Source organism: Bacteroides sp. AF39-16AC (assembly GCF_003602735.1).
Lineage (GTDB): Bacteria > Bacteroidota > Bacteroidia > Bacteroidales > Bacteroidaceae > Bacteroides > Bacteroides uniformis.
Map to the genome: position 1 here is coordinate 230,530 of NZ_QTLN01000001.1, position 14,392 is coordinate 244,921.

9 protein-coding genes are annotated in these 14,392 nt (G+C 45.0%); 3 read left to right on the plus strand and 6 right to left on the minus strand.

Annotated elements, in window-relative coordinates:
- Positions 1 to 8 precede the first annotated feature (8 nt).
- The 6 genes from DW039_RS00995 to DW039_RS01020 all read right to left on the minus strand — a co-directional run bounded on the left by DW039_RS00995 (position 9) and on the right by DW039_RS01020 (position 7,513).
- Positions 9 to 2,147, minus strand: a complete 2,139-nt coding sequence (locus DW039_RS00995) for a SurA N-terminal domain-containing protein (RefSeq protein WP_120381572.1) — start codon at positions 2,145 to 2,147, stop codon at positions 9 to 11.
- Between the two features lie 122 nt (positions 2,148 to 2,269).
- On the minus strand, positions 2,270 to 3,526 hold the full coding sequence (locus DW039_RS01000) for a hemolysin family protein (protein WP_005831951.1): 1,257 nt from the start codon (positions 3,524 to 3,526) through the stop codon (positions 2,270 to 2,272).
- Positions 3,527 to 3,530: 4 nt separating this feature from the next.
- Positions 3,531 to 4,157 carry an LPS export ABC transporter periplasmic protein LptC gene (gene lptC, locus DW039_RS01005; protein WP_005831952.1) on the minus strand — a complete coding sequence of 209 codons (627 nt, stop codon included), beginning with the start codon at positions 4,155 to 4,157 and terminating at the stop codon, positions 3,531 to 3,533.
- Between the two features lie 4 nt (positions 4,158 to 4,161).
- Positions 4,162 to 5,487 carry a M48 family metallopeptidase gene (locus DW039_RS01010; protein WP_005831953.1) on the minus strand — a complete coding sequence of 442 codons (1,326 nt, stop codon included), beginning with the start codon at positions 5,485 to 5,487 and terminating at the stop codon, positions 4,162 to 4,164.
- 45 nt (positions 5,488 to 5,532) lie between these two features.
- Entirely contained in the window at positions 5,533 to 6,795 is a 1,263-nt protein-coding gene (locus tag DW039_RS01015; RefSeq protein ID WP_044468996.1) for a membrane protein, read from the minus strand.
- Positions 6,782 to 7,513 carry a type III pantothenate kinase gene (locus DW039_RS01020; RefSeq protein WP_044468995.1) on the minus strand — a complete coding sequence of 244 codons (732 nt, stop codon included), beginning with the start codon at positions 7,511 to 7,513 and terminating at the stop codon, positions 6,782 to 6,784. Before DW039_RS01020 ends, DW039_RS01015 begins: the two co-directional genes overlap by 14 nt.
- Positions 7,514 to 8,018: 505 nt before the next feature.
- On the opposite strand from DW039_RS01020, the gene DW039_RS01025 reads away from it, so the two are divergent.
- The 3 genes from DW039_RS01025 (at position 8,019) to secA (ending at position 14,240) form a co-directional block, all read left to right on the plus strand.
- The gene (locus tag DW039_RS01025; protein ID WP_044468557.1) at positions 8,019 to 9,239 is read left to right on the plus strand and encodes a DUF4105 domain-containing protein; all 1,221 of its coding nucleotides are present in this window, start codon (positions 8,019 to 8,021) and stop codon (positions 9,237 to 9,239) included.
- Entirely contained in the window at positions 9,239 to 10,807 is a 1,569-nt protein-coding gene (locus DW039_RS01030; protein WP_005831961.1) for an alkaline phosphatase family protein, read from the plus strand. The genes DW039_RS01025 and DW039_RS01030 overlap by 1 nt, the downstream gene beginning before the upstream one ends.
- Before the next feature lie 97 nt (positions 10,808 to 10,904).
- The gene (gene secA / locus DW039_RS01035; protein ID WP_120381573.1) at positions 10,905 to 14,240 is read left to right on the plus strand and encodes a preprotein translocase subunit SecA; all 3,336 of its coding nucleotides are present in this window, start codon (positions 10,905 to 10,907) and stop codon (positions 14,238 to 14,240) included.
- The last annotated feature ends 152 nt before the right edge of the window (positions 14,241 to 14,392 follow it).

Below are 14,392 nucleotides of genomic sequence, written 5' to 3' on the forward strand. Positions count from 1 at the left end.
TTCTATTCTTAGAAGAATAAATAACGTTGGTCTTTTACGTTGGCTTTCAGATACAAGTCACTGATGAACTGGCTTGCCATGCGTGCATGCATGTTAGCCAAGTTAGCCTCTTCAGTTTCCTTGTTGAATGTTTCGTTCAGCTTCTCTTTTGCATAAGGTTGCAGAACGAATACACCACCGTTACCCTTGATAGGAGCACTCAGCTTGTTCACTTCGGCAATAGAAGCGTATGCGCCTACCAGAGGTTCGCTGCTACGCAATGCCGGGATATAGGCAGGAGCAGAGAAAGTAACGTGCTTTACAGAATCATTAACAGCATTTGCCATATTCTTGTACTGCTCGAACGAAGTTGCATTGGCAGCCTTCATATCAGCCATAATCTTCTCTGCTTTCTTGTCACGGAGAATTTCAGCTCTCAACTGGTCCTTTACCAAAGCCAGTGGGCGATAACCTTCAGGAACAATACTTGCAACACCTACTACCAGCATACGGTCGCTCTCGCCACATTCGTACAAACCGGAAACTTCACCGGCTTTTGCCTCAAACGCCCATTTCAAAGCATCTTTGGTTCCTCTGATACCACCGATACCATGTTCAGAGCTGTACAAGTCGGCTCTATCCAGCAACTTGTAACCGGCATCTTCCGCATTGGCAATCATTTTCTCTAAAGTATTGTTTGCAGCGATGAACTGGCTAAACTCATTGTATGCCTTGCTGTAAGTTTCCTTGCTGAATTCTACCGGACGCTTGATAACGGCTACCTTATATTTATCCTTGACAGCCTTCTTGTTGGTTACTTGCAAAATGACATTTGCTTGTCCCAACGCCAGATTGGTCAGTTCGTTCTGTCCCAAAGTAGTGACAGCAGTAATATATTTCAAGTTGTCACCGTCAATCTGTGCGCCTTCGTAGTTAGCTGAAGAGATCCAGGTAGGCTCACCGGTCTGACCGTACTTCTTCGCAATTTCAGCAAAGCTGGCACCACCCTTAATAGCATTGTAGATGCTGTCGGCTAAAGTCTTCGTCTTTTCAGCATCTTCGGCAACTACCTGAATCTGACGGAACTCGATAGAGTCCGGCATAGCAGCAGTAGCCAATTTCTTGAAAGAGTTAAGAGTATTGTCCGATACGTTATAATAAGGTCCGAATACACCACCCACCGCAACAGAGTCCAAACGGGCTGTCACATCAGCAGGCAGAGACTTAGTAGTGTAGAACAAGTCTGTATAAGGAGCTTCGGAACCGGTAGAACGGATAAAGGTAGTATAGTCAGAAGGATTGGCAGTAAGTTGTTCAGTGTATTCTTCCATTTCCTTCTGGAGAGCAGCTCTGTCTTCTGCACTTGCAGTAACTTGCACATCAATGAACTTGATATTGCGAGTTTCCACATATTGCTTGAACTGTTCTTTCTTCTTGTCGTATGCAGCCTTCAAATCAGAATCCTTGATAACGATGGTAGAGTCAACGATAGAAGAATAGGGAACTGCAGCAAGCAGCAGGTCTGACTGCTCTACTCTTGCATCAAAAGCGTCCTGAGCTTCTACCGGGTTGGAGAAAAGGGATTTTGTAATCAAAGCTTGATACTTCTCTTGAAGACGTGCCTGGATAAGAGACTTTTCGAGGAAAGACCAGAACTTGTACATGGATTCATAGTATTCTGCATATTGTGAAGGCATCTGTGCCTTATTCATTTTTGAATAGTCCACCAAGAACTTCTTCAACATATCCTTATCAAACGCACCGGTCTGAGGATTACGGAACGGAGTCTGTTGCAGCATCGGATGCACACCGGCATTAATGATAGCCTGAATCTCAGCCTTCGATACAACCAGACCGAGTTTCTTTGCTTCCTTTTCAATCAGCTTATTATTGACGTATGTTCTCCATACTTCATCTTTGATTTGGTTTGTCTGCTCATCGCTCAATGCACTGTTGCCACTGGAGAACTTGATGACTTCTGTATATTCTTCTACCAATGCTTGAAAATCCTGAGCGGAAATTGATTCCCCGTTCACTTCACCTACGTCTTGTGACTGGTGTGGCTGAAGCACTTTCCACGCGTCACCTGCGATGAAAGCAAACAGCGCCAAACCAATAACAATCACCAATAAAGGTCCTTTAGACCGAATGTTTTGTAATGTTGCCATTTTAGTTAATATGATTTATTTGTTTATTATTATTTTCCTAACATGTTCATTTTAGCGCACGAAGATACAAAAAATGCTAATACGCATCCATTTATTCTTTAAAAAATTACGCCTAAATGAAATTATTCAATGACTTTCAGTCTCACCAACTCAATTTTGGTAGCTGTTACCTTGATTATTTTAAACTGATAGTTATCCACCTCAATCACTTCATGCAGTTTCGGGAAACTTTGATAACGGTTCAGAATCAGACCGCCCACTGTCAGATAATCATCCGATTCCGGCAGGTCGAGCCCGAAAGTCTCATTTACCTTTTCTATTTCCAGACGGGCCGAAAGCACATATTCACGCTCACCCAACTGCTTACACACATAGGATGTGTTATCATGCTCATCCTCAATATCGCCAAAAATTTCTTCCACCAAATCCTCTAAAGAGACGATACCTGCCGTACCACCGAATTCGTCCACCACTACAGCAATCGTTTTTTTCTGTTGCATGAACAGTTTCATCAGTTTGTGGGCCGACATCGTTTCGGGTACAATAGGCACTTCCTTCACGTTATTCCTCCAGTCCACCGGATTCCTGAACATCTCCGACGAGTGAATATATCCCACCACATTATCTATATTTCCATCATATACTATGATTTTGGAAATACCCGACTCCACAAAAAGACATTTCAATTCTTCCAATGTAGTGGTCAGATCTACAGCTACCACCTCTGTACGCGGTACAATACAGTCGCGTATCTTTATATTCGAAAAGTCAAGCGCATTTTGGAATATCTTTACCTCTGCATCCAGTTCTTCTTCACTTTCCGCATTCTCTATGCTCGACTGGATGAAGTAATCCAAATCCACTTTGCCAAAAGCCTTGGCCGACGCCTCCTTGTTTACTTTCATCCCAAATATCCGAAGGAACAGATACGACAATCCCGATGCAAACTTTGAAACAGGAAACAGAATGACATAACATATAAATAAAGGAATGGCACATACCCTCAGCATCAGATTGGGATTGATTTTAAACAAAGTCTTCGGCAAGAACTCACCGGTTACCAAAATAATAAGAGTGGAAATTACAGTCTGCACCAACACCATTACAAAATGATTGGAAATAATTCCGGCAAGAAGATTCACCTCTATGATTTGTGCCATCAAGATACCATAAATGACAAGCGCGATGTTATTACCCACCAGCATGGTCGAGATGAAGTTATTCGGGTTGCGAAGGAAATAGGAAATGATACCGGAAGTGACGCCTGACTTCCTTTCCATCTCAAAGCGCAGTTTATCTACGGAAACAAAGGCAATCTCCATTCCTGAAAAGAAAGCAGAGAAAGCCATGGTTATCAATAAAAAAATAACGGTATCCATTTTATCAATTTATGGTATCAGTCTGCAAGCTGTCTGCTGCGGCAGTCTCCTCGTCAACATAGAAGATACCCTCCGGCTTGCGAATCGTGTAAACAGTCATCTGCTGATTGGATTCAAAGCCATGTCCCGTAATGATACGGTCAGGCTGCTCGATACGGATAAACTCATCCGAATAAATTCTTTGTGCCCGCTGGTCCCAATACAGCAGCTCTGTATCAAACTGCTCACCTTTCAAATTCTGTATATGCACATTCCCCATCAGTTTCCACAACTCCTCCTTATTAAAGAAGTAGGCTGTATCAGCCTTGATACTTGCCTCCACTTGGAAGATAGAGTCGAACTTCTCCAAATAGACCCCCTTTTCAAAAGCCCAGTAAGGAGGATTCTTCCGGTCAAAGACCAGCCACTCTTCCGTATTGATGCGGTAACGCGTTACACCGGAATCAGAAACCAGTGTAGTCACCCCGCGGGTATCCATCACTGCCATAGAGTCACGCTCGGTAATGGCATCTCCCAGCTCCTTCTTCTTCCCGGAACACGAAGAAAATAAAAGAAGCATAACCATTGCCCCAAGGACAATGGTTATGCTCGCATTTTTATGATAAACAATGTTGATGGGTTGTAGCAACATGATTTTATCTGATAGTTGTAGATTCACCTATCCATCCACCGATAGTGATACGGTCACCAGCTTTGTAACCCAACATAAAGAGGTCTTTAGCCTGGGGAGTGTGGCGGGAATAAGTACTAATCAATTCGTTAGCACGTTCTGTAACTGAAGGATCTACAGCTTTAGCTCTCTGCAGCTTGTCAATTACTACAAAGTAAGTACACTTATTCAGAGCAGGCTCATCGGTCCAGTTAGGATTGGAGCCGTAAAGCTGTGCCAGTAAAATATAAGGCTCTCCATAGTTCTCCTTAAAGCTCATAGCCTTTTGGCAGTAGCTTCTTGCCTGAGAGAGTTTCTTGGCCTGCATCAAGGCTGCGGCAGTAGCGTATGCCATTTCAGCCTTCTTGTCATTATCAGTTTCTTTAGCCAATGCTTCATCAAAATACTTCACGGCATTGTCATAGTCACCTTTCTTATAGTACATGTATGCTACACCTACAGCTGCATCGGCAGTCGGGTCAATCTGATACATGTACTCAGATGCCTTGAAGTAAACTTCGCTTTCGTTGCACTTCATCAATTTCAGGATGTTCAATGCCTTCTTCAAGAAAGCGGAGTCAGTCTTGCTTGCCTCCACCTTAGGACCATAGATATTCTGCAAAGATTCACAATCAGCTACACCACTCTGAATGAACATGGCCACGAGGTTATCCTTGATAGCTTGCAAGTTAGCCTTCTTAGCTTCCTTGGTTTCAGCAGCAAGTGCGTCATCTGCATACTTGGAAGCATCAATATAATCCTGGAAGAACTGGTCGGTATGATTATCATCAGCCTTTACCTTCTGCATGGAAGTATCCAGGAAATAGTGCAACACCGCACCTTTGGAACCACCCTTTTCAGCATGAACAGATTCTTTCAGCCAATTATAAGCCGTATTAAGGTCCGGAGCAGGAGCGAACTGAAGATAATCCACAGCTTTGGCACCCAAGGCATCAGCCACACTCGGCACGCCCTTCATTCCCTTACCAATGAATTCAGGAATGTACTTCATTCTCAAATCATATACATCCATCAACTCATCAAAATACTTCTTGTAATCAGCAGAATTTCTATCCTTAATCTGACTCAAGAAACCCACTAAAATCTTCTGAGCATCTGTAAATGTGTAATACCGCAGTGTAGGACAATCCTTCAATACAGCCATACAAGGAGCGTATGCATCCTTAAAGTTACCAGCTCTCACTGCTTCATGAGAGATACTACTGTTCGAATTACAATTTTCAGTCTGTGCGAAAGTGCTGGTCACTCCACCCGAAAGGAGCAAGACAGCCACAAGCGTCTTAATTTTCATTGTATTTAAATTTTAGTTGTTATATTTTTGTCTATTCAATTTCCATTAATCCACTTTACGCTTGAAGAACCAACGTTCGTTAAAGGTTACTCCGATACAAATGCGCAATGTATTTTCGTTCAAGAACGCTGCTTGGGTTCCTTTGGTTCGCACGTATTGCGCAGAAAGGCTCAATACAGAACGGGTTCTCGGTATGGGTAATCCAAAACCGGCAGTAACACCATATTCATCAGCGGCACGTACACCGTCTATCTTATAATAAGGTTTGGAATAATAAGCTCCCAAACGATACTTCACATGAGACAAATAACTTCTTCCCATAGGATTCGGCAGATACTCTGCACCAACGGATATTCTTCCACGGTCGCAAAACGCCTCGTCATTGTTCATATAGCTCACTTTGCTCCAATTCTGGAACATCACATCCGCTCCTACCGTCAGACGATTGTCGTACACGTACGTCACACCTGCGCCAAATGTTGTCGGAATGCCGCAAGTAACAATAGTATCCCTCGTTGCCGAAGTAGCTCCCGTATTGCTATCACCAGTCTGCGTAACTTCGTACGCATCGTTACTCAAATCATGCCCCGGAGAAAAGACGACTCCCAACGTTGCAACATGCTTTTTCCCAAACTGATGGGTGTACTGCGCTCCAAAATCCAACTTATAACTCTTTACAGCCACATTAGACTGTATTGTAATAGGAAATACACTTGAACTGGACGGAAAGGTTTCCGCAGCGGTCCTTGTTATATCTCCCCAAAGATACGAAAAATTCGCACCGACAGAAAGATTTTTAATTATTTTAAAGCCCGCACCTAAATAAAGCTGATGCAGACCTCCTTCTCCCGAATAGCTTACCGTCGTAGATTTGTCTGGGAATTCCGTATCTTCCCGGTACTCTCCCATGCTGTATCCCACATTCGAATAAGGCAACAATCCCAAGCTTATGGCAGCCCATTTACTTGCACGAAACTGCATCGTGATGTAATCAAAACTGGAATTCTTGGCATTTCGTTTCAGAGTACCGTTACTGAGGTTTGTATTCTGTAAAGAGACTGCTCCATCAAAGATAAAAGTCAGCGAATCTACCGCCGTATAGGATGCTGGATTAGCGAAGTTTGTCTGATACTTGTCTCGTAAACCATAGGCAATACCACCCATCGCCCTGCTGTTACTTGAGCCTTGTTCAGATAACTGTCCATATCCATATCGTGTATAGGGAGAATTTGTATTATTTTGAGCGACTGCCGCTCCTGATAATATCGTGAGCAAGAGCACTAACAGTGATTGTCTATAGCCTGTCATTATTATAGTTTAAAATTCTATTTAATCCTTTCAACACTAAAAATCTGTCTGCAAAGATGATACTTTTTAAGTTTGTATCAAAAGAAAAATCATCCCCGCCCGTTAAAAAAACCAAAAGTTCAGGATATTTATGCTTCATAGCCGTAACGTAACCTGAAATTTCATATTCAATACCCTTCAGTACTCCGGCACGGATAGCTGTATCGGTATCCTTCCCCATGGGCACCATCCGCCCCTCAAGAGCCACCATTGGAAGCCGTCCGGTAAACTGATGAAGCGCCTTGAAACGCATCTGCAAGCCGGGAGAGATATTCCCGCCATGATAGCGGGCAGCAGCATCAACAAACTCATAAGTGATACAGGTACCGGCATCAATCACCAGTATATCCCTGCCAGGAAATTGCTCATTGGCTCCTACCACCGCCGCCATACGATCATACCCCAGCGTCCGGGGAGTTTCATAGAGGTTTTCTACCGGAAGAGAAGTCTTTTCATTGAGCCACAGAATGGGGACAGCCATATCTTCCAGTTGCGACAACACCTCTCTACTCAAATCAATGACAGTAGCCACTATCGCTTTTTCAATCGTATATGTACGGCATACTTCAGGCAACCGTTCCAACGTCAGATTGGAGTCATACACCACCTCCACGATACGTCCACCATCAAACACCGCCATCTTGGCGATTGTATTTCCTATATCAATAATGAGATTCACCGTATTGCATAAATTTAGCGGCGCAAAGATATAACATTAATATTGAAATTCAGCAGAAACCATCTCTTTATTAGAAGAACAACTGCACAAGAATTCTTATTCACATCCACACCAAACAACCACAATGCCACTTTTACATTCTGTTGAGATTTATTAAAGCCGCAACATCATACCACAACCACCTGATTATCAATACAACTAAATGCGCTACATTCAGTATACGACTGAGCCCTATTCAGTATACGATTGAATGGCATTCAGTATACGACTGAATCAGGTTCAATATACCACTATTTCTTGCACCCGTATCGTTTGTAAATAGAAAATACCTACCACTCGTACTCGACAGTTGATTCAAAACAACCAATAATGCGAATTAAGAATTGTATCAAGTTCATAATTAAAAAAGATTCTTCGGACACAGATGACCGGAATAACGCGAATAATCGCTTTAGTTCCTAATCACAAATTGGGATAATATTAGTTTTTTCCGTAAGTTTGCAGCATGAAACGAAGCCTACTTATACATATATATATAGTAATCTTTTTCTTCTGTTTGCCTTCAGCAAATGCCCAGGTGACACAACAGCAAAAGACTGCTGCAACAGACTCCGTACGCGTCAGCCTACTGACTTGCGCTGCAGGAGGAGAGATTTATTCCCTATTCGGACACACTGCCATACGGTACGAGAACTATACACGTGGCATTGACGCCGTCTTCAATTACGGCATGTTCAACTTCAACGCCCCTAACTTCATCTTCCGTTTTGCCTTGGGAGAAACGGATTATCAACTTGGAGTAACCGATTATGAGCATTTCGCCGCCGAATACAACTATCTGGGACGCGATGTCTGGCAACAAACGTTAAATCTAACAGAAGAGGAAAAAGAACGCCTGATAGCACTATTGACAGAGAACTACCGCCCTGAAAACCGAGTATACCGCTACAATTTTTTCTACGACAATTGTGCCACCCGCCCGCGGGACCAGATAGAGCGTGCCATCAACGGCACTCTGCAATACGCTGACAATATGACTGCTAACAGTACGGGAATCTCTTTCAGGGATTTGCTGCATAAATACAGTGAAGGCCATTTGTGGTCACGTTTCGGCATGGACCTATGCATGGGCAGCAAAGCAGACGAACCCATCAACCGGCGGCTGGCAATGTTCGTCCCCTTCTACATGCAGGAGTATTTCAATAAAGCGCAGATTGTGGACAAAGAAGGACAAGCACGGCCACTGGTTGCCAAAGAAGAAAAAATCGTAGTAACGGGTAAAACACCAGCCGACTTCGTCAGCAGAGGCATCACACCGATGCAGTCGGCTTCGCTATTACTGATACTTGTAGCAGGCATCAGCATTTACGGCATACGAAGAGGGAAAACTCTTTGGGGCATAGACCTCATACTCTTCTTGGTTGCCGGAATGGCTGGATGTATACTGGCATTTTTAGCACTATTCTCACAGCATCCGGCAGTAAGTCCCAATTATATATTATTTGTATTCCATCCATTTCACCTTTTCTGCCTTCCATTCATGCTATCCAGGGTACGAAAAAGGGAAATAAGCCGCTATATGCTGGTTGATTTTGTAGTTTTAACACTTTTTATAGGGCTTTGGACAATAATTCCGCAGAGAATTCCGCCAGCAGTATTACCTTTGGCACTGTGTTTGCTGATACGTTCTGCAAGCAACCTCATTCTAACATACAAACGAAAGTAATGAAAAAAGGACTGATAACTTCCATACTCGCACTTACATTCAGTGGTCTGCAAGCCCAACCGCTGCCTGCCTCCCCAAAGCTGGTGGTAACATTGACCATTGACCAGTTGCGTACAGACTATATGGAAGCATTTTCGTCCTTATACGGAGAAAAGGGGTTTAAGCGCTTACTGCGTGAAGGTAAAGTATTCCGTCAAGCAGAATTTCCTTTTTGCGGAACGGACCGAGCCTCGGCCATTGCCGCCATCTATACCGGGACAACACCGTCCATGAACGGCATCATTGCAGAGCAGTGGCTGGATGCAGGTACACTACGCCCCATAAACTGTGTAGAAGACCCCAACTTCATGGGCAACTATACCGACGAAAGCACTTCCCCCTCCCAATTACTGACCTCTACTATTGCCGACGAGCTGAAAATAGCTACCCGCAACAAAGGTCTGGTCTATGCCATCGCGCCGTTCCGCGATGCCGCCATATTGGGTGCCGGGCACGCGGGGAACGGTGCTTTCTGGCTTAATAACAATACCGGAAAATGGTGCAGTACGACTTATTATAATGAATTTCCGTGGTGGCTGAGCCAATACAACGACCGGAAATCTCCTGACTACCGTATCAAGGATATGGTATGGACACCTGCACTTCCTTTTACCAACTATACATTTCTGCCCGAATGGCGCAACGAGCCATTCAAATACAAGCTGGATGGTGAACGGACAAACAAGTTCCGCCGCTTGATAACCAGCCCTTTCATCAATGAGGAAGTCAACCTGCTGACCGAAGAGCTGCTGAATAAGAGCACTATCGGACAAGATGACGTGCCCGACCTATTATCGCTGACTTACTACGCAGGAAATTATAACCACCGAAGTACGCAGGAATGTGCCATGGAAATGCAAGACACCTACGTGCGACTGGACCGTAGTATAGCTTCCTTATTAGAGCTCATAGAACGTAAAGTTGGGCTCCACAACGTACTTTTCTGCATCACCTCCACCGGCTATGCCGACCCGGAAGCAGCCGACCCGGGCGTATACCGGATACCGGGTGGTGAATTCTACCTGAACCGCTGTGCCGCCCTGCTAAACATGTACCTCATGGCATCCTATGGCGAGGGACAATATGTGGAAGCTTATTATGACCAACAAATCTATCTCAACCATAAACTTATTGAGAACAAGCAGTTGAGCCTGACTGAAATTCAAGAAAAATCTGCCGAATTTCTGGTTCAGTTTAGTGGCGTGAGCGAAGTATATTCAGCTCATCGCCTGCTTTTGGGCCCCTGGTCACCGCAAATAGAACGTATACGCAATAGTTTTCATCGCAAGCGCTCTGGCGATTTGCTCATTGAAATACTCCCGGGCTGGACTATCATGCAGGAAAATAGTACTGATAACCGTGTAGTACGTACGGCCGATATTCCTGCTCCCCTCATTTTATTGGGAGGAGGAATGAAGGCTGAAACCATCCGTACCCCCATCAGTATTGACCGCATTGCCCCTACCTTGGCAAGTGTAATGCGCATCCGCGCCCCTAATGCAAGTACAGCATCTCCCCTTGACTTTTGATTCTAAAATAATCTGTGCAAATCTGGATAATCTGTATAGAAATCAGTAACTTTGCACGCTCAACTAACTCAGCAATAATAATAAAAACAAATATATAATGGGATTTAATGAATTTTTAAGCTCGATTTTCGGCAACAAATCCACACGCGACATGAAAGAAATACAACCGTGGGTGGAGAAAATCAAAGCCGCTTACCCGGAAGTAGCCAAACTCGACAACGACGCCCTACGCGCCAAGACAGAAGAACTGAAAGCCTACATCCACGATTCGGCAGCCGAACAACGCGCCAAAGTGGAAGAACTGAAAGCCAGCGTTGAAGATACCGAACTGGAAAAACGCGAAGACCTCTTCAACCAAATCGACAAAATCGAGAAAGAGATATTGGAGATTTATGAAAAAGCGCTGGACGAAGTATTACCCACCGCTTTCTCTATTGTAAAGGAAACAGCCAAACGGTTCTCTGAAAATGAAGAAGTAGTGGTTACAGCTACCGATTTTGACCGTCAACTGGCTGCCACTAAAGATTTTGTACGCATCGAAGGAGATAAAGCCATCTACCAGAACCATTGGATAGCAGGTGGTAACGATACCGTATGGAACATGGTACATTATGATGTACAGCTATTCGGTGGTGTGGTTCTGCATAAAGGTAAGATTGCCGAAATGGCAACCGGTGAAGGTAAGACATTGGTAGCTACCCTACCGGTATTCCTCAATGCCCTGACCGGTAATGGCGTGCACGTGGTAACAGTGAACGACTATCTGGCAAAACGTGACTCCGAATGGATGGGCCCTCTTTACATGTTCCACGGTTTGAGTGTAGATTGCATCGACAAGCACCAGCCCAACTCTGACGCCCGTCGCAAAGCTTATCTGGCAGACATCACGTTCGGTACAAACAATGAATTCGGTTTCGACTACCTGCGTGACAACATGGCTATCAGCCCCAAAGACCTGGTACAGCGCCAGCATAATTATGCCATTGTCGATGAGGTAGACTCAGTATTGATTGATGATGCCCGTACTCCGCTGATTATCTCCGGACCGGTTCCCAAAGGCGACGACCAACTCTTCGAACAGCTCCGCCCGCAAGTGGAACGCTTGGTAGAAGCTCAGAAAAAACTGGCTACCCAATATCTGGCCGATGCCAAGCGCCTGATTGCATCAAACGATAAGAAAGACCAGGAAGAAGGCTTCCTCGCTTTGTACCGCAGCCACAAGTGTTTGCCCAAGAACAAGGCGCTCATCAAGTTCCTCAGCGAACAAGGCATCAAGGCCGGTATGCTGAAGACCGAAGAAATCTACATGGAGCAAAACAACAAGCGCATGCACGAGGTGACTGACCCGCTGTACTTCGTTATCGAAGAGAAAATGAACAGTGTGGATCTGACAGACAAGGGCGTAGACTTGATTAGTGGCAATGTAGAGGACCCCACTTTCTTCGTACTCCCTGATATCACCGCGCAACTCTCTGCCCTGGAAAACGAAACAGAGCTAACAGACGAACAGCGCCTTGAAAAGAAGGATGCCCTGATGACCAACTATGCCATCAAAAGCGAACGTGTGCATACCATCAACCAACTGTTGAAGGCATACACCATGTTCGAGAAAGATGACGAATATGTGGTAATCGACGGCCAAGTGAAGATTGTGGATGAGCAGACGGGACGTATCATGGAAGGACGTCGTTATTCTGACGGTTTGCACCAAGCCATCGAAGCCAAGGAAGGCGTGAAGGTAGAAGCTGCCACACAGACTTTTGCCACCATTACGCTGCAGAACTACTTCCGTATGTACCACAAGCTGTCCGGTATGACCGGTACGGCAGAGACTGAAGCCGGCGAATTGTGGGACATCTACAAACTGGACGTAGTGGTTATTCCAACCAACCGCCCCATTGCCCGTATCGACATGAACGACCGCGTTTACAAAACAAAACGCGAAAAATATAAAGCCGTCATCGAAGAGATAGAGAAAATGGTGGCGGCAGGACGCCCCGTACTGGTGGGTACCACCTCTGTCGAAATCTCTGAGATGCTGAGCAAGATGCTTACCATGCGCAAGATTGAGCACAGTGTATTGAATGCCAAACTGCATCAGAAGGAAGCAGATATTGTAGCTACTGCCGGTTTGAAATGTGCTGTAACCATCGCTACCAATATGGCCGGTCGTGGTACCGACATCAAGCTGAGTCCGGAAGTGAAAGCTGCAGGCGGTCTTGCCATCATCGGTACAGAACGCCACGAATCACGCCGTGTGGACCGTCAGTTACGTGGTCGTGCAGGACGTCAAGGCGACCCGGGTTCTTCTGTATTCTTCGTATCTTTGGAAGATGACTTGATGCGTTTGTTCTCCAGTGACCGCATTGCCAGTGTAATGGACAAACTGGGTTTCAAAGAAGGTGAAATGATTGAACACGGCATGATTTCCAAGTCCATTGAACGTGCGCAAAAGAAAGTTGAGGAGAACAACTTCGGTATTCGTAAGCGTCTGTTGGAATATGACGACGTGATGAACAAACAACGTACAGTAGTCTACACCAAACGCCGCCACGCTTTGATGGGCGAACGTATCGGTATGGATATCGTGAACATGATTTGGGACCGTTGTGCCAACGCCGTCGAAGCGCCCGACTACGAAAACTGCAAGATGGATGTGCTCCAGACGCTTGCCATGGAAGTACCTTTCACCGAAGAGGAATTCCGTAATGAGAAGAAAGAAAAACTGGCAGACAGAACATTCGACGCTGCCATGGAACTCTTCAAACGCAAGACAGAACGTATGGCACAGATAGCCTATCCGGTCATCAAGCAAGTATACGAAACGCAGGGACACATGTACGAAAACATACTTATCCCCATCACAGACGGAAAACGTATGTACAACATCTCCTGCAACCTGAAGAAAGCTTATGAGACAGAATGTAAGGAGGTGGTGAAGTCATTCGAGAAATCCATCTTGCTGCACGTTATCGACGAAGCATGGAAAGAAAACCTGCGCGAGCTGGACGAGCTGAAACACTCCGTGCAGAATGCAAGTTACGAGCAGAAAGACCCGTTGCTGATTTACAAGCTGGAATCTGTGAACTTGTTTGATGCCATGGTGAATAAGATTAATAATCAGACTATCTCTATCTTAATGCGTGGACAAATCCCGGTACAAGAGGCTCCGGCTGAAGCCCCTGAGGCTCCCCAGGCTCCCCGTCAAGTAGAGGTGCGCCAGGCTGCTCCGGAACAACGCCAGGATATGAGCAAGTATCGTGAACAGAAGGTTGATTTGAATGACCCGAACCAGCAGGCCGCTGCGGCACAAGATACGCGTGAACAACCAAGACGCGAACCTATCCGTGCCGAGAAGACCGTAGGACGCAATGATCCTTGTCCTTGCGGAAGCGGTAAGAAATACAAAAACTGCCACGGAAGGAATGCATAAAGTAAAGCTATAAAATGATAAGGCGATAGGGTGATAAGATGATACCGTCAGGTATCTTTTATCACCCTATCACTTTTTCTCCTACCACATTATCACATTTTTTATTCGTTCCAGCTTTTGAATATTCAGCTAAAAGAGTACTTTTGCTCCAA

Excerpts from the sequence above, each read along its gene's own strand:
- secA (WP_120381573.1), top strand. The coding sequence starts at position 10,905 with ATGGGATTTAATGAATTTTTAAGCTCGATTTTCGGCAACAAATCCACA.
- DW039_RS01030 (WP_005831961.1), top strand. The coding sequence starts at position 9,239 with ATGAAAAAAGGACTGATAACTTCCATACTCGCACTTACATTCAGTGGT.
- DW039_RS01025 (WP_044468557.1), top strand. The coding sequence starts at position 8,019 with ATGAAACGAAGCCTACTTATACATATATATATAGTAATCTTTTTCTTC.
- DW039_RS00995 (WP_120381572.1), bottom strand. The coding sequence starts at position 2,147 with ATGGCAACATTACAAAACATTCGGTCTAAAGGACCTTTATTGGTGATT.
- DW039_RS01010 (WP_005831953.1), bottom strand. The coding sequence starts at position 5,487 with ATGAAAATTAAGACGCTTGTGGCTGTCTTGCTCCTTTCGGGTGGAGTG.
- DW039_RS01000 (WP_005831951.1), bottom strand. The coding sequence starts at position 3,526 with ATGGATACCGTTATTTTTTTATTGATAACCATGGCTTTCTCTGCTTTC.
- lptC (WP_005831952.1), bottom strand. The coding sequence starts at position 4,157 with ATGTTGCTACAACCCATCAACATTGTTTATCATAAAAATGCGAGCATA.
- DW039_RS01015 (WP_044468996.1), bottom strand. The coding sequence starts at position 6,795 with ATGACAGGCTATAGACAATCACTGTTAGTGCTCTTGCTCACGATATTA.